The sequence below is a fragment of the Gluconobacter sp. Dm-62 genome (assembly GCF_018256155.1).
In the GTDB taxonomy this organism is placed as follows: Bacteria; Pseudomonadota; Alphaproteobacteria; order Acetobacterales; family Acetobacteraceae; genus Gluconobacter.
In genome coordinates, this window is record NZ_JAERLY010000002.1 from 401158 (window position 1) to 419079 (window position 17922).

The 17922-nt window shown below is 57.3% G+C and carries 16 protein-coding genes and 1 tRNA gene; 7 read left to right on the forward strand and 10 right to left on the reverse strand.

Annotated features, from left to right (window positions below; translation table 11 throughout):
* Nucleotides 1-112 precede the first annotated feature (112 nt).
* A complete protein-coding gene (locus JK202_RS03635; RefSeq protein ID WP_211558249.1) occupies nt 113-1027 on the forward strand; it encodes an SDR family oxidoreductase in 915 nt (304 codons plus the stop codon).
* A 242-nt stretch (nt 1028-1269) separates the two neighbouring features.
* Here JK202_RS03635 and JK202_RS03640 read toward each other — a convergent pair whose 3' ends face one another.
* Nucleotides 1270-2106 (reverse strand): alpha/beta fold hydrolase, encoded by an 837-nt coding sequence (locus JK202_RS03640; RefSeq protein WP_211558251.1) that lies wholly within the window; start codon nt 2104-2106, stop codon nt 1270-1272.
* A gap of 95 nt (nt 2107-2201) precedes the next feature.
* Between JK202_RS03640 and JK202_RS03645 the strand changes: the two genes are divergently transcribed.
* Nucleotides 2202-2711, forward strand: coding sequence for a MerR family transcriptional regulator (locus JK202_RS03645; protein ID WP_211558253.1), 510 nt, complete (start codon nt 2202-2204; stop codon nt 2709-2711).
* Here JK202_RS03645 and JK202_RS03650 read toward each other — a convergent pair.
* Nucleotides 2708-3400: a type 1 glutamine amidotransferase domain-containing protein gene (locus JK202_RS03650; protein WP_211558255.1), complete on the reverse strand. Its 693-nt coding sequence runs from the start codon at nt 3398-3400 to the stop codon at nt 2708-2710. The genes JK202_RS03645 and JK202_RS03650 overlap by 4 nt on opposite strands.
* A 146-nt stretch (nt 3401-3546) precedes the next feature.
* Here JK202_RS03650 and JK202_RS03655 point away from each other — a divergent pair, with 146 nt between their 5' ends.
* Nucleotides 3547-4479 (forward strand): SDR family oxidoreductase, encoded by a 933-nt coding sequence (locus tag JK202_RS03655; RefSeq protein WP_211558257.1) that lies wholly within the window; start codon nt 3547-3549, stop codon nt 4477-4479.
* Between the two features lie 235 nt (nt 4480-4714).
* Here JK202_RS03655 and JK202_RS03660 read toward each other — a convergent pair whose 3' ends face one another.
* The gene (locus JK202_RS03660; RefSeq protein WP_211558259.1) at nt 4715-5314 is read right to left on the reverse strand and encodes an NADPH-dependent F420 reductase; all 600 of its coding nucleotides are present in this window, start codon (nt 5312-5314) and stop codon (nt 4715-4717) included.
* An 88-nt stretch (nt 5315-5402) separates the two neighbouring features.
* Entirely contained in the window at nt 5403-6137 is a 735-nt protein-coding gene (locus JK202_RS03665; protein WP_211558261.1) for an SDR family NAD(P)-dependent oxidoreductase, read from the reverse strand.
* A 275-nt stretch (nt 6138-6412) separates the two neighbouring features.
* On the opposite strand from JK202_RS03665, the gene JK202_RS03670 reads away from it, so the two are divergent.
* The 4 genes from JK202_RS03670 to JK202_RS03685 all read left to right on the forward strand — a co-directional run bounded on the left by JK202_RS03670 (nt 6413) and on the right by JK202_RS03685 (nt 13155).
* A complete protein-coding gene (locus JK202_RS03670) occupies nt 6413-7309 on the forward strand; it encodes a LysR family transcriptional regulator (RefSeq protein ID WP_211558263.1) in 897 nt (298 codons plus the stop codon).
* 440 nt (nt 7310-7749) lie between these two features.
* Nucleotides 7750-8544 (forward strand): ImuA family protein, encoded by a 795-nt coding sequence (locus JK202_RS03675; protein WP_211558265.1) that lies wholly within the window; start codon nt 7750-7752, stop codon nt 8542-8544.
* Nucleotides 8429-9982, forward strand: a complete 1554-nt coding sequence (locus tag JK202_RS03680; RefSeq protein ID WP_249199578.1) for a DNA polymerase Y family protein — start codon at nt 8429-8431, stop codon at nt 9980-9982. Before JK202_RS03675 ends, JK202_RS03680 begins: the two co-directional genes overlap by 116 nt.
* On the forward strand, nt 9979-13155 hold the full coding sequence (locus tag JK202_RS03685; RefSeq protein WP_211558267.1) for an error-prone DNA polymerase: 3177 nt from the start codon (nt 9979-9981) through the stop codon (nt 13153-13155). Before JK202_RS03680 ends, JK202_RS03685 begins: the two co-directional genes overlap by 4 nt.
* A gap of 258 nt (nt 13156-13413) precedes the next feature.
* On the opposite strand, the gene JK202_RS03690 is transcribed toward JK202_RS03685, so the two are convergent.
* The 6 genes from JK202_RS03690 to JK202_RS03715 form a co-directional block, all read right to left on the reverse strand.
* Nucleotides 13414-15051, reverse strand: coding sequence for a hypothetical protein (locus JK202_RS03690; protein ID WP_211558269.1), 1638 nt, complete (start codon nt 15049-15051; stop codon nt 13414-13416).
* Nucleotides 15052-15089: 38 nt separating this feature from the next.
* Nucleotides 15090-15488 (reverse strand): helix-turn-helix domain-containing protein, encoded by a 399-nt coding sequence (locus JK202_RS03695; RefSeq protein WP_349291816.1) that lies wholly within the window; start codon nt 15486-15488, stop codon nt 15090-15092.
* A 223-nt stretch (nt 15489-15711) separates the two neighbouring features.
* Nucleotides 15712-16929, reverse strand: coding sequence for a site-specific integrase (locus tag JK202_RS03700; protein WP_211558271.1), 1218 nt, complete (start codon nt 16927-16929; stop codon nt 15712-15714).
* 80 nt (nt 16930-17009) lie between these two features.
* A tRNA-Glu gene (locus tag JK202_RS03705) sits at nt 17010-17085 on the reverse strand.
* A 48-nt stretch (nt 17086-17133) separates the two neighbouring features.
* The gene (locus JK202_RS03710; RefSeq protein ID WP_211558277.1) at nt 17134-17502 is read right to left on the reverse strand and encodes a histidine triad nucleotide-binding protein; all 369 of its coding nucleotides are present in this window, start codon (nt 17500-17502) and stop codon (nt 17134-17136) included.
* A 14-nt stretch (nt 17503-17516) separates the two neighbouring features.
* On the reverse strand, nt 17517-17918 hold the full coding sequence (locus tag JK202_RS03715) for a phosphoribosyl-ATP diphosphatase (protein WP_211558279.1): 402 nt from the start codon (nt 17916-17918) through the stop codon (nt 17517-17519).
* Between the last annotated feature and the right edge of the window lie 4 nt (nt 17919-17922).

Consider the following 17922-nt stretch of genomic DNA (forward strand, 5'->3'; position numbering starts at 1 on the left):
CCGATAGGCACAGCTAACTATCGAACCCCTGTCGAGATCCATGGCGAGCGTCATCGGACTATCGACCATCACTTCCCAATAAGGGAATTTCTTACCTGTACAGGAGCCGGACATGAGCAAATGGACGACGTCCAACATTCCAGACATAAATGACCGCTCATTCGTCGTAACCGGGACAGGCGGCCTCGGGTTTGAAGATGCGCTGGCGCTCGCGCGCGCCGGAGCAACGGTCATTCTCGCCGGACGAAACCCGGGCAAAGGCGCGGAAGCTATTGCCCGGATCAAAAGGGACACTCCCAAGGCCGCCATCAGCTTTGAAGCTCTTGATCTGGCTGATCTTGCGTCAATTGCCGCGTTTGGCGAACGTCTGCGTAGCCAACACGACCATCTCGACGTGCTTATCAACAATGCCGGCGTGATGATGCCACCCACACGCAAAGTGACCCCGGATGGCTTCGAACTGCAGTTCGGAACCAATTATCTTGGACATTTCGCACTCACCGCGCATTTGCTGCCCCTGCTTCGAAAGGGGAACCATCCGCGCGTTGTAACACTCTCCAGTATTGCCGCGCGTGACGGTCAGATCGCGTTTGACGATCTTCAGGCCGCACATAGTTATAAGCCCATGCCGGTCTATAGCCAGTCCAAGCTGGCTTGCCTGATGTTTGCGTTGGAACTTCAGCGTCGCAGCGACGCGGGAAACTGGGGGATCACCAGTATCGCAGCCCATCCTGGCATCTCGCGTACCGATCTGCTTCCGAACGGAGCCGGGGCTTCGAGTATATTGGGCCTTGCGCGGCGGATATTGTGGTTTCTCTTCCAGCCGGCCGGCCAGGGCGCACTCCCGACACTTTTCGCCGCGACGTCATCGGAGGCAAAGGGCGGCTGCTATTATGGCCCCGACAGGCTGAGCGAGACACGGGGGTATCCCACCGCTGCCAAAATACCTCCCGCCGCACTCGACCGGCAGGATGCTGCCCGCCTGTGGGATATCTCCGAACAGCTTACCCGTATGCAATTCGGGTAAGAATGTCGGCTTTCGGCAGGCCTACATACCCGCGTGGGGCGGCAGCTATGTAGGCGAAGGCGGCAGGTCCGCTTACGCCTACATTCAAGACATTCCACCCGTCAGAGATATTTTCGTAAAGCCGACATTCACTCCATATTTCAGCTCGGCCACATTGCAGGGCAGACTTCACGACAAGGTAGGTGAAGAGATGAAATCTCTCTCACCTAACCCTATGACATCACATCCTCATGCCGTGATCTTCAGCCGGCAATGAACGACAGGATATCGGCATTGATAACGTCTGCATGTGTTGTGTGCATGCCATGCGGGTAGCCGGGATAGATCTTCAGCGTGCTGTTCTGAAGCAGCTTGTCCTGAAGAATTGCCGCATTCTTGTAAGGCACGACCTGATCATCATCGCCCTGCAGCACAAGTGTCGGTACGGTGATGGCTTTCAGGTCTTCCGTCTGGTCAGTTTCGGAGAACGCTTTAATCCCTTCATAATGAGCCTTGGCACTTCCCGTCATGCCCTGGCGCCACCAGTTGCGGATCGTCCCTTCGGAAATCTCGGCGCCAGAGCGGTTGAAACCGTAGAACGGACCTGTGGGGACATCGAGAAAGAACTGCGCCCGATTAGCTGCCAGTCCGGCGCGCAGTCGATCAAGCACTTCGATCGGGGCGCCTTCAGGGCTGCGCTCTGTCTGCACCATCAGAGGTGGAACTGCACTGATAAGTACAGCTTTGGCGACACGTCCCTGAGGCTGCCCATATTTTGCGACATAGCGGGCCACCTGTCCGCCGCCTGTTGAATGCCCAACATGGATGGCGTTTTTCAGATCAAGATGCTCGACGACAGCCGAAGTATCGGCCGCGTAATGGTCCATGTCATGACCGTCACTCACCTGTGTCGAGCGTCCATGACCGCGGCGGTCATGCGCAATGACGCGAAACCCCTTGCTCAGAAAGAACAGCATCTGCGCATCCCAGTCATCGGCACTCAGCGGCCATCCATGATGGAAAACAATTGGCTGGGCATCCTTTGGCCCCCAGTCCTTGTAGAAAATCTCTACGCCATCAGATGTCGTGACGAAGGGCATGGTACTTCTCCTGCGCATTTAGAACTGATATTGCTCAGACGCTAACGTTGAACATAAGTTCAACGTCAAGATGAATTTACAATAGAAGACTGAAGATGAAGATTGGAGATCTAGCCCGGAAAACCGGTCTTGCGACGTCTAAAATCCGGTTTTATGAGCGCATCGGACTGTTGAAAACGGTCGATCGTCGTCCCAATGGCTACCGGACCTATCCACCGCAGGCCGTGATGATCCTGGGCCTCATTACAACGGCGCAGCGAGCGGGATTTGCGCTGGACGAAATCCGCGTCTTACTGCCCTCTGATCTGGCACATTGGGATCATACCGCACTGATGGACGCTCTGACTCGCAAGGTGGCGGATATTGAAGCCCTTCAGGCTCGCCTGGCCCAGAGCAAGATTCATCTGCTTCACCTGATCGAAGATATTCAGGCACGGCCTGCTGACATGGACTGTGCAACCAATGCCCATCGTGTCCTGACAAATATCATTACAGAGCCTCCCGAAGACCTGACCGTCACTTCAGACGATATACGCCTTCTGGACAAGACAGACCGCCGCCAGTCGGTAAATTCAGGCCCACGTAAAAAGGCTGCCCTCCCTTAAGATCGTCCCAGAAGAGCTACGACTTTCGCTGCTGTCGCTCTGGCAGAAAAAGGGTTCTGTCCCGTCACCAGTCGTCCATCCGTCACGACATGAGACATGAACGGCAGGATTGCCTTTTCATATATCGCGCTCCGTGCCTTCACCTGCGCTTCCGCATTATAGGGGACCTCCCGCGCGACACCCGCCAGTCTCTCCTCGGTCCATGAAAAACCGGTGATCTTTCGTCCGCAGACCAGAAAAGAGCTATCTGCAAGTCGGGTGTTCAGAAGCCCGCAGTAACCGTGACAGACAGCGGACACGATGCCGCCCTTTTCCCAGATTGCCCTGGTGATGCTCTGAACACCTTCACTGTCCGGAAAGTCCCACATCACACCGTGCCCCCCGGTAAAGTAGATCGCGTCATACTCCTCGGGTCGTACATCATCAGGACTCCGCGTAGAGTCCAGTAAGGCCATTTTCGCCGGATCGTTTAGCCAGTCCTTGGCCGACTGATCGCACATGGGCCATTTCAAAGCTTTGGGCTCAAGTGGAACCTTCCCGCCCCGGGGACTGACAATGTGTTGTTCATACCCCTCAGCGGCGAACACATCCCAGGCATGTGTAAGTTCCGATAGCCACAACCCGGTAGGATGCACTGGACTGTCGAAATGAGCGATGTTGGTGGCAGCGTGAAGGATACGGCGGTTCATGACTAGCCCCTTTCGTGTGGCAGGGTACTCACCCCCCTTCCTGCTGTAACGTTTGAGCCTACTTTAAGGTCAAGATGCTGTTTGACATTAAATCTGACTTCAACGTTAGGCTGCATGTCCAACAGTCGACAGACAAGGCGAAGCACATGCAAACAATTCTGGGCGCGAACGGGCAGATCGCCACCGAACTGGCGCGAAGCCTACGTTATCATCATACGGATGAACTGCGGCTGGTGAGCCGCAATCCCCGCAAGGTCAATGAAGATGACACCCTTATGGCGGCGGACCTTATGGACGCCCGGCAGACGATCGAAGCGGTGAAAGGCAGCCAGACCGTCTACTTCACCGCTGGCCTGCCTCCAGATAGCAGGCTTTGGGAAGAGCGGTTTCCGGTCATGCTGAAGAACGCCTTACAGGCATGCCGAACGGCGGGCGCCAGTTTTGCCTATTTCGACAATACGTACATGTATCCGCAGAACAGCCAGATCCAGACGGAGGAAACACGCTTCGCCCCGGTTGGCCGAAAAGGACGGGTGCGCGCCGCAATGGCCTCGATGGTGCTGGAAGAAATGGCCCGGGGAGAGATTCCTGTGCTCATCGCCCGTGCGCCGGAATTCTACGGCCCGGGGAAAACGCAGAGCTTCACCAACGCCCTGATTATCAACAGGCTGAAAGCTGGCAAAAAACCTCTGGTTCCTGTCCGTGACGATACGCGCCGGACCCTCATCTGGACGCCGGATGCAAGCCGTGCGCTGGCAACCCTGGGCAATACGCCGGATGCTTTTGGACAGACGTGGCATCTGCCCTGCTGTGATGATCGGCCGACCTATAAGACATTCGTCACCATGGCGAGCGGGATTTTCGGTCGAACGCCTTCCTATTCGGTAATCGGCAAGTGGCTGCTGATCCTCGCAGGGGTTTTTTCAAAACAGGTGCGCGAGATCAGAGAACTACTGCCCCGCTACGAGCAGGACAACTTCTTTGCCTCAACGAAATTCAAACGCCGTTTCCTCGAGTTTTCCGTGACGACATATGAAGAGGGGCTGGAACTGATCGGGAGGGAGCAGAAAGATCGATGAAGCCTTCCTTTAGGCGTTCAAGATCAGAACAATCATCGATGATGTGTCTGCTTCTGATTACTCAATGCCTATAGCGGACGTTCCGTTTGCCCCCCCTGAACTGCCTGTCTGCTCATAATATAAAACCAGACAGGCGGCAGTCGCCTACATTGCGGACTTACTGTCAGGATGGAAAGCGTCTGCAGAGCGGACATCTCGGTTGTCAGCGATACAATATTTGATCTTCTTAGATCGGTTACTGCTCTTTCTTGAATACATCCTGGAAGATGAGCGGCCCCCAGACGCGGCCACGTGCATGGACCAATGCGCCACCTTCGCTGAGCTTTCCCAGGTTAACGGGAGCGAACCCGAGTTCTCTGGCCAAGGCCGCGACAGGTGCGATCGCATCATTATTGTCGCTCGACAGAAAGACGACCCGATGGCCGCCTTCGACGATCGCATCAGTGGCCAAGGTAGCTGCAATCAGGTGGTTGAACCCTTTCACGTAATTGGCTCCGGTGAACGCCTTCGCGGCGTATGGGGAAGAGAGGAGACCGTCCATCTCTTCAAGAGGCGCCAACGAATTCATCGCGTCGATGACAGTCTTGCCTTGCCAGGTCGGGAGGATCTTCGCTACCTCGCCATGCTGCTCGAACGGAACTGCCAGAATGACGGTATCGGCTTGCACCGCGTCCTGTAGCGAGGTTGCGATGACCGTCGGCCCAATCGCTCGAGCCTGCGGCGTCAGGACTTCAGGGGACTGACGATTTGCAACAGACACCGGGATATTTTTACGGACGAAGGCATGAGCGAGGGCTTGCCCAATTCTGCCAAAACCTATGATCGCGTAACTCATTGTCGTATTTCCAATTTTTGTTCACGGGAATATCGCAGAAAGTGGGAAGCGTTCAGCAGCGAACGCGTCCCACTCTTCGGTAGTGGGCTCAGATGGCCGAGAAGCCCCCATCGACACAGAGCTCCATTCCGTTCACGAAGCTCGATGCCTCTGAAGCCAGAAACAGCGCGGCAGTGGCAATTTCCTCAGGGCGGCCCATCGTTCCTCGCGGGATAAGGGATTCGAACATCTGCTTGGCTTCCGGGGTCAGAACCTGATCCTGCATCGGTGTGGCAATCGGCCCTGGATGCAGCACGTTCACCCGTATATTTCTGGTTTTCAGCTCGTTGAGCCATCCGCGAGCGAAGGCATGCAGTGTCGCCTTGCTCGCTGCATATACGCTGTAGCCTGGAAAACCTTTGATCGCCGCAACAGAGCCGGTCATGAAGATCGACCCACCGTCGTTGAACAGCGGCAGCGCCTTTTGGACCGTGAACAGCGTACCACGTACATTCAGGTTGAAGGTCGTGTCGAAGTGCTGCTCGGTAATCTCACCCAAGGGGAGGGCTTCGCCTGTGCCTGCACTGGCATACAGAATGTCGATCTTGCCCTTTTCACGTTTGACCGTCTCGAAGAGACGGTCAAGGTCATCAAGGCTGGCCGCATCGCCGCGCACGCCCGTTACGTTTCGGCCGATTTGTCTAACGGCCTCGTCCAGCGTTTCCTGTCTCCGTCCCGTGATGAAAACATAAGCTCCTTCTTCAACGAATAGCTTAGCGCTCGCCAGTGCCATGCCGCTTGATCCACCCGTAATGACGGCGACTTTACCTTCAAGCTTTCCCATGAGTTTTCTTCCTGAGTTTGTCTGTGGTTGATCGGGAGATGTCCCGTATCATTCAAAGTGGAGTGGCTCTTGTCGAAGGACGAGTGCGCAACCGCGCATATCGGTGGTGCGGAATCGATCCGGTCTTTTAATTGACGCCGACCGAATGCTCGGGCCTTACTGGCTAGAAGACAACGAGAATACTCTCTTTGCTTATTAAGATCGCATGATGTTCAGGAGTGTGACGTGTCGAGTATGGTCTTAAAAAGACCTGCCTTGCGGTGCCAGGACGCACCATGATCGACTGGGATGACGTCCGTTATTTTTTAGCAGTCGCGCGGGGTGGTTCGGTCAGGGCTGCAGCCAGTCTCCTGAAGGTCAATCACTCGACAGTGCTGCGTCGTATCGCTCAACTTGAAGAGCGCCTTGGGGCGCAGATGTTCGAGAAGCTACCTTCGGGCTACCGCCTGACTTTGGCGGGGGATGAGATCATTGAGTTCGCGACCCAGATGGAAGCGTCTTCTCATCAGTTGGAGACACGCGTTCTTGGCCGTGACCAGAGCGTACGTGGACTTTTGCGAGTGACGTTGCCACCGTTCTTTGCGACCCATCTTCTGATGCCGGATCTCGCGGAGTTTGCTCGCCTGCACCCGGATATCGAGATGGATGTCGTGCCAACAGGCGCGGTCGCCAACCTGACTAATCGGGAAGCTGACATCGCCATCCGCATCGTGCTGGACCGTAACACGCTGCCTCTCAATCTTCACGGTTTGATCGGCCCTGTCTTATCCAGTGGCATCTATATGTCTCGCGATCTCCTGGCCTCGTGGCGCTCGGAGATGCCAGCCTCCATGCGCTGGATCGTCACAAATACGGATGGACGTCCTGGATGGGCTCATGACGGAGAAGTTCGCACCAAAGGAGCTCTGTTTAGGACACCGGACTCTGAAACGCAGATTATTGCCGTGCAACAGGGGATCGGGATGACGAAGCTTCCGTGCTTCGTGGGTGACGCGGACCCTCTGCTGGTCAGGGTTCCGGGCACCGAGTTGTATGGCCACGGAACGCTGTGGCTTTTAACTCAGGGAGAGACACGCAATACAAAACGCGTGAGGCTCTTTGCCGAGTTTATATCCCGGAGGCTTGTGGTCCATGCTGCGCTTCTCGCGGGCACTTCCTCATCGAGCAATTGACGCATCTATAAGAGGAACAGCAATGCGGCATGGCAAGACAACAGAATGGCGAGTTCTGAATGTTTTTCACTGGAACCCGACATTCCGTTTCCCCCCCCTTGGCGGACATTACATGTTGCTTCTGGTGCGGGTTAAAAGATCAGAGATCCATTCAGATACAGCTCCTGAAGCCTTTGTCTTAGGACGCCAATGTTGTCATGGGAGCGTCGGCTGTGCGCATGTGAATTCTCCCCTGGGTTTCACAGGGGGGGGGAATTGAGGAGGAAGAATCCTCTACCTTCAGGTCTTTACGTCACCTCCCGGGATTTTCCTGAGCAACGAGTGGACAACCAGTCTGCCTGTCCGGTGCAAATTGGCATTGACTTGCGCAATCACATGAGAACAAAATAAGAACATATAGTCTTGAAATTCTGCCAGACAAGGGGCGGCGGACCTGTGCAATGAGTGCTTCTTCCAACACGAAACCAGCGCTGGAGACGTTGCGTGCGGCCATCAGCCGTCTGGAAGGTCATACAAACCGGCGTCGGTCTGTTCTGCCTTTTGGCGTGAAGGAGATCGACAGCCGTCTGCCAGGGGGAGGGCTCGCGCTGGGGGCTCTCCATGAAGTGGTCGGTGGCGGGAATGATGCGCTGCATGGTGCGGCAGCCGGACAGTTCGTCGCCGGGATTGCGGCCCGCACACGCGGCAAGGTGTTGTGGATCGTCACTCGCCAGGATGTGTTTGGTCCCGCGCTCAAACAGGCCGGATTGTCTGGCCGAAGGGTCATCTATGTCGAGGCCGCCTCGGAAGCTGACGTTCTGTCATGTTTCGAGGAAGGGCTGCGGCATGGCGGTCTTGGGGCCGTGGTCGCAGACGTGGCGCGTCTGTCGATGACGGCGTCCCGTCGCCTGCAACTGGCGGCCGAAACATCCGGTGCGCTTGGCCTCGCGATCCGGCGCTGGCGCCGTCAGACCGAGGCTGCTGATTTTGGTCAGCCGACGGCGAGCGCCACGCGCTGGCGGGTGTCCGTATTACCCTCGGTTGGGTTGCCGGTGCCGGGAGTGGGCCGACCCCGCTGGTTGCTGGAACTGATCCGAGCCCGTGCGGGCGAATGTGCTGATTTTGAAGTGGAGGCCTGCGATGCCAAAGGGAGGCTCGCCTACAGTCGTTGTCTCGCGGGTGGTCTCGCTTTACCTGCCGCTCTGGCCAACAGACCGGATCAGGAAACGGCTGGGGCACGACGCGCCAGCGCCTGATCTCCCTCTGGCGCTGGTAGGGCGGGAGGGGCGTCGTCGCGTTGTGCTGTCGGTTGATCTGGCGGCCCGCAGGCTGGGTCTGCGTCCTGGCACACCGGTCGCCAAGGCGCAGGCGCTCTATCCGGATCTGGTCCTCATGGATGCCGATCCCGAAGGCGACCGGCAGGGGCTGGAAAAGCTGGCCTTGTGGTTCCAGCACCGGATTTCCCCTCTCGTCGCAACCGATCCGCCGGATGGTCTGGTTCTGAATACCACGGGAGCCGACCATCTTCATGGTGGTGAGTGCACCATGCTCACGGACATGATCCATCGTCTGTCCAGTTCCGGCTTCAGAGCAAAAGTAGCCATAGCCGAAACGTGGGGCGCCGCTCACGCGCTCGCACGTTATGGCCAAGCGTCGCTGACTATCGTGCCGCAGGGGGACGTGGCTTCCGTCCTTTCTGACTTACCCATTGAAGCCCTGCGTCTGCCCCCCAGGAGTATCGAAGGGCTGATAGCGCTAGGGGTGTCGCGGATTGGCCCGCTCGCTGCGATGCCGCGGGCCCCGCTGACACTGCGCTTTGGCCCCGACATAGCCCGTAGACTGGATCAGGCCTTCGGTCGCGTGAATGAAGCCATCATCCCGATCCGGCCCGTTGACCCGGTGCAGGTGGTGCGAAACTTTGCCGAGCCGATCGCGGCGGCGGAGACAATCGCCCGCTCTATCGGCAAGCTGGTTCCTGTGCTGTGTAAAAAGCTGGACGAGCGCGGGCAGGGTGTACGGCGTCTTGATCTGCTATTGAACCGTGTCGACAGCCGTACCGAAGCTGTTCGCGTGGCCACGGCGACGCCGGTGCGGGATATTAAACGTCTGACCCGGCTGCTGTGTGAGAAGATCGAGACCATCGATCCCGGTTTCGGCATTGAGCGTATGGTTCTGATTGCCACACTGGCCGAGCCGATGGACCGGCGCCAGACGGTCTCTTCCCTGATCGAAGAAGAAGAAAGCGATGTTTCCGACCTGATCGACACGCTGGCCAATCGGGTTGGCACCCACGCGCTCTATCGGTTTGCCGCGGTGGAGAGCGATCTCCCCGAAAGGTCTTTCTGCCGTGTGTCGGCTCTCGCCCCGGAAGAGGGTAAAGACTGGCCTGATCACTGGCCACGTCCCACCCGGCTGCTGCCGCGTCCCGAACCGGTGCAGGCCATGGCAGAACTCCCCGACCAGCCGCCGTTGTTCTTCATCTGGCGTGGCGTACGGCGCAAGGTGAAATGCGCGGATGGCCCGGAACGGGTTTTCGGGGAGTGGTGGAAGGATGACACCGAACTGACCATCGCCCGGGATTATTTCCGGGTGGAAGACACGAGCGGAGAGCGGTTCTGGCTCTACCGCGCGGGGGATGGTGAACATGGCGAGACCGGATCGCAGGCCTGGTTTCTGCATGGCATCTTTGGATGACGTCCCCGGCACCGCCTTATGCCGAGTTGCAGGTCACGACGTATTTCTCGTTCCTGCGCGGAGCCTCGTCGCCCATCGAGCTGTTTGAGGAGGCGAAAGCCCTTGGAATCGAGGCGCTCGGGATCTGTGATCGCAATTCTCTGGCTGGCATGGTGCAGGCCCATGTTGCAGCGAAAGTGGCCGGAATTCGGCTGGTTGTCGGCTGTCGCCTCGACTTTACCGATTTCCCGCCTGTGTTGGCCTATCCGACCGACCGCGCTGCTTATGGACGGTTGTGCCGCCTGCTGACCATCGGCAAGGCCCGCGCCGGGAAGGGTAAGTGCCATCTGGTCTGGGAGGATCTGGTTCACTGGGGTGAGGGGCTGCTTGTCATCCTGATTCCAGACGTGGCTGATGACGCATGCGCTCTGCATCTGCGCAAACTGAAAGACATCTTTACCGATCGCGCCTTTATGGCGCTGACGCTGCTCCGACGTCCCAATGACCAGATGCGGATTTATGAACTGGCGAACCTGGCGCATCAGGCAAAAGTGCCGACGGTCGTAACCAATGACGTGCTGTTTCATACCTACGACCGGCGCATTCTGCAGGATGTCGTCACCTGTATCCGGCACAACACCACCATCGACGACGCCGGATTTGCCCGCGAACGCCATGCGGACCGCTACCTGAAACCGCCTGAAGAAATGGCCCGGCTGTTCAGCCGGTATCCGGAAGCCGTTGCGCGATCCGTGACTATCATGAAACGCTGCAGGTTCAGCCTTGATGATCTGGCCTACCAGTATCCGGATGAAGTTTCTGTTCCGGGCCAGACGCCGCAGCAGGCCCTTGAAGCTCTGACCTGGAAAGGAGCGGACAGTTTCTATCCCGAGGGGATCCCTGACGAGGTTCGCAGGAGCCTTCATCATGAACTCGCCCTGATCGCACGCATGGATTATGCACCCTACTTTCTGACGGTGCACAGCATCGTCCGTTACGCCCGGTCACAGGGTATTCTGTGTCAGGGGCGGGGTTCGGCCGCCAATAGTGCTGTTTGCTACGTGCTGGGTGTCACGGCCATCGATCCGGCCCGGAACAACCTGTTGTTCGAGCGCTTCATCAGCGAGGAGAGGCGCGAGCCACCGGATATCGACGTGGACTTCGAACATGCGCGCCGGGAAGAGGTGCTCCAGTGGGTCTACAGTCACTATGGCCGGGACCGCGCAGCCCTGACGGCTGTCGTAACGCGTTATCGCGCCAAGGGTGCGTTAAGGGATGTCGGCAAGGTCATGGGGCTTCCCGAAGATCTGATCCGCACGCTCTCCGGGCAGATCTGGGGTTGGGGGCGAAAGCTGGAAACAGACACGCTGACGGACACCGGCATCGATCTCTCCGACCGCCGCGTCCGTCTGACCCTGGATCTGGCCCGCTGCCTGATGGGCGTGCCACGCCATCTTTCCCAGCATCCCGGCGGCTTCGTGCTGACCCATGACCGGCTGGATGAACTGGTCCCGGTGGAGCCCGCGGCCATGGAGAACCGGCAGATCATCGAGTGGGACAAGGATGATATCGACGTCCTGAAATTCATGAAGGTCGACTGTCTGGCGCTGGGGATGCTGACCTGCATGAAGAAAGGGCTCGACCTTCTGGCCGAACACAAAGGCCAGCATTTTACGCTGGCGACCATTCCGGCTGAGGATCCGCGCACATATGGAATGATCCGCAAGGCCGATACGATCGGGGTGTTTCAGATCGAGAGCCGGGCGCAGATGTCCATGCTGCCGCGCCTCAAGCCTCGCGTTTTCTATGATCTGGTCATTGAAGTTGCGATCGTGCGGCCTGGGCCCATTCAGGGGGATATGGTCCATCCTTACCTGAGACGGCGCGAGGGACTTGAGCCGGAAGAGTATCCGACACCTGAACTGGAGAAGGTGCTGAAAAAGACCCTTGGCATCCCGCTGTTTCAAGAGCAGGCGATGCAGGTCGCGATGGTCTGCGCAGGATTTTCGGCCAGCGAGGCGGATCAGTTACGGCGTGCCATGGCGACGTTCAAGAATACGGGCACTGTCTCCCAGTTTCAGACCCGGCTGGTCGAAGGCATGAAGCGCAAAGGTTACCCGGAAGAATTTGCCGAACGGATTTACCAGCAGCTTGAGGGCTTTGGGTCGTACGGTTTCCCGGAGAGCCACGCGGCAAGTTTCGCAATCCTTGCCTATTCCTCGTCCTGGATGAAATGCAGGCATCCCGATGTGTTTCTGGCGTCCCTGCTCAATTCCCAGCCGATGGGGTTTTATGCACCGGCCCAGCTTGTACGGGACGCGCGCGCGCATGGCGTTGAGATCAGGCCAATCTGCGTCAACGCGTCACGATGGGACAGTACGCTCGAGGGGCCGGAGACAGGAGAGGGCAGATTTGCGGTCCGGCTGGGCATGCGCCTGGTGAAGGGACTTGCCAATGATGAGGCCGCACGGATCGTTATCGCGCGGGGTGCAAAACCGTTCACATCGGTAGACGATCTGTGGCGTCGGGCAGGAGTGAAAGCAGCCTCGTTGACGCATCTTGCCGAGGCGGACGCCTTCCGGCCGGCTTTCAGTCTCGCACGACGTGAAGCGCTTTGGGCTATCAAAGCTCTGCGTGACGAGCCCTTGCCACTGTTTGCTGCGGCAATTGTGGAACGCGAGGCAGAGGAACCCGATGTGCTGCTTCGCCCCATGCAGGACGGGGCCGAAGTGACACGCGATTACAACCGGACCGGCCTGACCCTGCGGGACCATCCACTGGCCTTCCTGCGCAGCGATTTGTCCGAACAGGGCATTGTGTCCTGCCGACAGGCGCTGGACGCAAAGGACGGACGCCGACTGACGGCAGCAGGGCTTGTGCTGGTGCGTCAGCGTCCGGGCTCGGCCGAAGGTGTGGTGTTCCTCACTCTGGAAGATGAGACCGCCGCGCTGAATGTCATTGTCTGGCCGGATATGTTCGAGAAATACCGACGCGTCGTGCTGTCCAGCCAGATGTTGGGCGTAAAGGGTCGTCTTCAGAAGGAAGGCGAGGTCGTGCATCTCGTCGCCCGCGAGATCATCGATTTCTCTGCGCTTTTGGCTGATGTCGGGAACCGTTCTCTGCACAGCGTTGGCAGAGAACGGCAGGAAACACAGTCCGAGAAGATCGTCGTGGCATCACGAAATTTCCACTGATCTGTGTAATGATGGTCTAATCTCCGGGTGACCTGATCAATGGGTCGCGTTAGAAATGAATGTCGCATGTTGCCAAGCTAAGGAAATAGATGCTCTCTACGCGCTATATGACAGCTGATGTTGCATTTATTCTTCTGGTTACCGTGGCCATCAGCACTACCGAGGGGTCCGAAAAACGGCCCCTACTGACAAGCTGAGAGTGCAGGGTGGCGATAAGCAAAAACCTGGAATGGATGCCTTCAAAATGGGGGCTGATCTTCATGGGCTCATCTGAATGGCGGCTTCAACTCGAAGGTGAAGCATTCGTCCATACGTCTTTGTAGCCATTCTGCTCTGTTGCATCGCTCTCGCAATGGCCCCGGTCCTGTATGCCTGCCGAAGTGCGTAAATAGACCGAAATTCGATATAATCGAGGTATTTGAAAAAAGCTGAGGGAGAAATCAAAGTCTCTCTGATCTGGCGTAGATCCTCGAATTTCATTCGTGCCAGGGCAATCGCGTCCTCTAACTTCGCCTTATTCTCCTGAACCCCCGCAATTCCTAACTCGTGCTTCAGCACTTTCCGGCTGCGGGCCTTAGTTCTGGCTTTCGCGCGCCGTGACGCGTCTTCATAAGCCAGTTCCGATGCCCGATATGCCCAGGTAACCGTAGCGTTGGTCCAGCTTGAGAGCGGTGTTCGCGGCATTTCCGGCTGCGCACCCCGCCGGTTTTGCCTGGTGAGGTGCGATTCATAATACAGGCAATCCGTCATCTCGGCCTCGCGGCAAAAAGTCTGAGCAGGATTATAAAGATTCTTATCTTTTTTAAGACGACTACCAGAGGGGGGAAGCGTCTTACCGGTCGAGGCTGTCGTCGCCCTTGACAAAAGCCGCAAGTATTTCCGCGCGGTACTCTCGCACATCCCGGCTTTTTCGGACACCGCTTTCGCTGTGAGCTTTACACTCGCTGGCCACGTGCGGACGGTGTCGAGGACCCGTTTGCGAAATTGTTCAGAGACGCGTCGTGCACTTTCAGGGCCTGCTGCGGCCTGTCGGTCCCGGCCCGGGATGCTGTCGCGAGCAGCCTTCTCGGCCTGAAGTGTTCGATATGCATGAATACGCTCGCACATCTGCCGGACATTCGCGCGCTTTAAGGGAGACGTAAAACGTCTGTTTTCCTGATAAGCAAAGCGTACAATAGTCTTATACGACGCGACTTTCCGAAACCGGAAACGCACGATATTAAAGAGCAGCTTGTTTCTCCTAGGAATCGATAACCCCTCGTCGAGACGTTCATTAAGGATGGGCTGCTCTGCGAGAAGCTTCGATAATGCACAATTGAGAAAGTGCAGATCGACCGGTGCGGTTCCGGAAGTGGTCTCAACATGTGTCCCCCAAGGCGTAGGGATGAGTGTTTCAGGGGGCTGCGGTATGGCTCCCAGGAATTTTCCTATCAGACTCTCCGCGAGATCCGCATAACACTGCGGCGCACTTCTGGCCCGTTTTCCTAGGATGACTGGATCCTCAAGCCACAGGACTGCAAAAACCTTTTCGGTCACGCCATCTCTGATGATCCAGGGGCGGATAGAGGTCGGGAGCAGGTCAAAGCGCGTCTCCCAGCCCGGTTTGAGCAGCCAGGTCAGAACATTACGTGCTTGCCGTGTATTCGCACACAGGTAGTTCTGATGAACTGCGTCTGGCAGCGGAACGCGCCTAACCTGCTCGTTTAAGGCGCTACATGTCTCCGTCCAGCGCGGAAAGCGAGGCAACAGCGTTTGAGCGATGGTGCGTTGAGCCAGTTCAAAATTTCCAGCTTCTGAAAGAGCGGCCTGCAGAATGTGAGGCGTCTCCACGTGCCAATGCGGGAGGCCGTCCAAAGGATTAGGATTGGCACTGCTTATAGCTTTGGAGACGCTCATGATTGAAGCTCACTCTTTCCGGGACAACGAGGACTTTTTCAGGAAAACAAAAGACTGATCATGCATCCGGCAATAGCCAGGGCGAGCAGAAGACTGGCCTTTGCATAAAAGGAGACCGGCATGAGGACGATCTGGCCTGTGGAGCGGGGCCGACCTCTCTTGCGCTTTACCAAAACGGCGTTTTGATCAGAGCCTGCAGAAACACCTTTACCGTGGCCCGGGTCTGAAACGCGGTCGTCGTATTGAACGCGCGAGGCAAGAAATGCATCAAGGTCTTGCTTGCGAAAGCGCAGTCGTCTGCCGAGTGCAATAAAGACGGCAGGTCCCTGACCGCGCGATCGCATCGTCCGGAAACCATCATACGATATCCGGAGGTATTCTGCGGCCTCCTTCGAAGTCATGACCGCAAGGGAGGTGTCGTAATCTGGTCTGTCCACGTCCGTGTCTCACTGCTGGTCTGTATATTCCTCAAAGTAAGAAGACGTGTTTATAAATCAAACAGGAAAACGACCTCGAGAAATTTGAGGTCGTCACGAAATCTATTTCCGAAAAGCATTTCCTGTTTCTGGCTAGAGAGATTTTCCGCACATGGATAAATATGACAAATCATGTCAAGCGGAGAGATGTCCTGTGTTCGTATGCATGTTTGGCGTGTCGCATCTATTTGATAGCGCTTTCTTCCCGATCGTAGATGTATCCAAGCAGACGAGCGCGCTCTTCTGCGTCCTCAGCAAGGGTTGTCAGTACGGGCTGGTAGTAGCGATCCAGGCTTTTGAGATCGCGATGCCCGGTGACCCTGCACAGATCCAGGGGATTGGGGAAAAATCTGGCAAGACGGCTAGTGGCTTCATGCCGGAGGTCGTGAAACGTCAGATCGTCAAGCCCTGCTTTTTTAACACGACGACCGTATCGCACTGAAAAAGCGCGTTCATCGCCGATCTGGAAGATCAGGTCATCCGGATCAGGTGAAGCAGAAAGCGTGTTCAGCTTGTCGTAGAGCAGTGCTCGCGCCCCGGGCATCAGCGGGCGCAGTTCCGGGCCCTTTTCCTCGGCAAGATGCAGGGTCTTTGTGTGTCGGAGCGAAATTGTTCGTGCCATAAGATTAACATCGCGCCAGCGGAGGGACGCGGCTTCGCCTAATCGGGTGGCCTGCTCAATGGCCCATCTCACAAACCAGACGTCGTCTGGATGGCTTTCGGACGTCACTGCGGCAAGCAGGCGGTCATATTCGCTGGATTCTGTCGTGTTGGGAGCAGTAGGGGGCGTTGGGCCCTCCGGGGCGTCTTCCTGCAGTCGTCGATTGCGCTTGCGATCGGCGCCTGTCGGCCGCTTGATCATGCGGCCTGAAGCCGGATTCAGCGAGAGCGGGACATCCCATTCGCTCATGGCATGATTGAGGATGGAGGCTAGGAGATTGAGCCGCTTGACGACTGTCGCAGCAGCCAGATCCTTGCCCTGACGGTCGCGAAAGCCTCGAACTGCTGGAACTGTCAGGCGAGAGAGCTTCAGGTCTGCGATGGTATCGCGAAGCAGTGCCGGGATATGGCCTGTCCGGTCAGCGTCGCGGTGAGCCATGCATTCGTCACGGTAGCGCTCGATCAGGGCTCGGAGCATGAGGCCGTCCAAGGCCCGGACGTCGATATGACGCCCTTCGCGCACTTTGACCGAGGTTTCCTCGAGCCACGCACGGGCAAGACGGGCGGTGTCAAATGTTCTGATGATCCGCTGGCCGTTGACCAGCTTGCGGGCCCTGTATTGCCTGGGCCCTCGGCAACTCACGCCATCAGGCAGGGGCCGTCCTGTTGCAGGATCTTTGGCATTCTCGGCGGACTTTATACGGGCCATGAGACGAACTCCGAAATGAGACGGAATCGTCATTGGTCCAAAATCGCTACTTAATTTTTGTAATGGAGGGCCTAGTTTGGCGGTAAGTGCTTGATAGCATTGCCAAATAAATTTGGTGTCCCATAGGGGATTCGAACCCCTGTTGCCGCCGTGAGAGGGCAGTGTCCTAGGCCTCTAGACGAATGGGACGAGGCGAAGGGCTTAATAGGGGGCCCTTCAGGTCTTGTCAAGTGTTATTTAGGAATTTTTCTGCGTCAGGAGAGGGCCGAGGCTCTTTCCGCCGAACATATGGACGTGGAAGTGGGGGACTTCCTGCCCGGAATTCGGGCCGGAATTGCTGATGAGGCGGAAGCCTTCGTGGGTCAGGCCCTGCTCTTCGGCGATTTTCGAGACGGCGCGCCAGAAGCCCGTGATTTCTCCAGGGGAGGCTGTTGCGCCGAAATCGGCGATGGAGACGTATGGGCCCTTGGGAATGACCAGAACGTGGATCGGGGCCTGAGGGGCGATGTCGTGGAAGGCAAGGGCGAAGTCGTCTTCATAGACCGTGCGTGCTGGAATTTCCTTGCGCAGGATGCGGGCGAAGATGTTGCCGGGATCGTAGGTCATGGTCTGCTTCCTGTTCAGCCGAGCTTTTCCTTGGGGCGTGCTGCTTTTTCGGCGATGCCGCTCGTGCCTTCGCGACGCTTGAGTTCCGTCCAGACGTCTTCTGGGGACACGCCAGCATCCACCCACATAACGATCAGGTGGTACAGGACGTCCGCGCTTTCACCGATCAGTTCCTTGCGGTTGCCGTTCACGGCTTCGATCAGGCATTCGACGGCTTCTTCGCCGAATTTCTGGGCGATCTTGTTGCGGCCGCGGGACATCAGGCGAGCGGAATGGCTGAGGGACGGGTCGGTGCCGCGACGGGACTGTACCGTGTCGTAAAGGCGCTGAAGAACCTGTTCCTGCAGAAGATCTGACTTCTTGTCGTCCTGCTGCTTTGAAGGCTTCGGAGCCGGTTTGGTGGCGGGTTTTCCCATGATC

What these genes read in the sequence shown, in the direction of transcription:
- JK202_RS03635 (WP_211558249.1), top strand. Translation starts at nt 113, where the DNA reads ATGAGCAAATGGACGACGTCCAACATTCCAGACATAAATGACCGCTCA.
- JK202_RS03640 (WP_211558251.1), bottom strand. Translation starts at nt 2,106, where the DNA reads ATGCCCTTCGTCACGACATCTGATGGCGTAGAGATTTTCTACAAGGAC.
- JK202_RS03645 (WP_211558253.1), top strand. Translation starts at nt 2,202, where the DNA reads ATGAAGATTGGAGATCTAGCCCGGAAAACCGGTCTTGCGACGTCTAAA.
- JK202_RS03650 (WP_211558255.1), bottom strand. Translation starts at nt 3,400, where the DNA reads ATGAACCGCCGTATCCTTCACGCTGCCACCAACATCGCTCATTTCGAC.
- JK202_RS03655 (WP_211558257.1), top strand. Translation starts at nt 3,547, where the DNA reads ATGCAAACAATTCTGGGCGCGAACGGGCAGATCGCCACCGAACTGGCG.
- JK202_RS03660 (WP_211558259.1), bottom strand. Translation starts at nt 5,314, where the DNA reads ATGAGTTACGCGATCATAGGTTTTGGCAGAATTGGGCAAGCCCTCGCT.
- JK202_RS03665 (WP_211558261.1), bottom strand. Translation starts at nt 6,137, where the DNA reads ATGGGAAAGCTTGAAGGTAAAGTCGCCGTCATTACGGGTGGATCAAGC.
- JK202_RS03670 (WP_211558263.1), top strand. Translation starts at nt 6,413, where the DNA reads ATGATCGACTGGGATGACGTCCGTTATTTTTTAGCAGTCGCGCGGGGT.
- JK202_RS03675 (WP_211558265.1), top strand. Translation starts at nt 7,750, where the DNA reads ATGAGTGCTTCTTCCAACACGAAACCAGCGCTGGAGACGTTGCGTGCG.
- JK202_RS03680 (WP_249199578.1), top strand. Translation starts at nt 8,429, where the DNA reads ATGCCAAAGGGAGGCTCGCCTACAGTCGTTGTCTCGCGGGTGGTCTCG.
- JK202_RS03685 (WP_211558267.1), top strand. Translation starts at nt 9,979, where the DNA reads ATGACGTCCCCGGCACCGCCTTATGCCGAGTTGCAGGTCACGACGTAT.
- JK202_RS03690 (WP_211558269.1), bottom strand. Translation starts at nt 15,051, where the DNA reads ATGAGCGTCTCCAAAGCTATAAGCAGTGCCAATCCTAATCCTTTGGAC.
- JK202_RS03700 (WP_211558271.1), bottom strand. Translation starts at nt 16,929, where the DNA reads ATGACGATTCCGTCTCATTTCGGAGTTCGTCTCATGGCCCGTATAAAG.
- JK202_RS03710 (WP_211558277.1), bottom strand. Translation starts at nt 17,502, where the DNA reads ATGACCTACGATCCCGGCAACATCTTCGCCCGCATCCTGCGCAAGGAA.
- JK202_RS03715 (WP_211558279.1), bottom strand. Translation starts at nt 17,918, where the DNA reads ATGGGAAAACCCGCCACCAAACCGGCTCCGAAGCCTTCAAAGCAGCAG.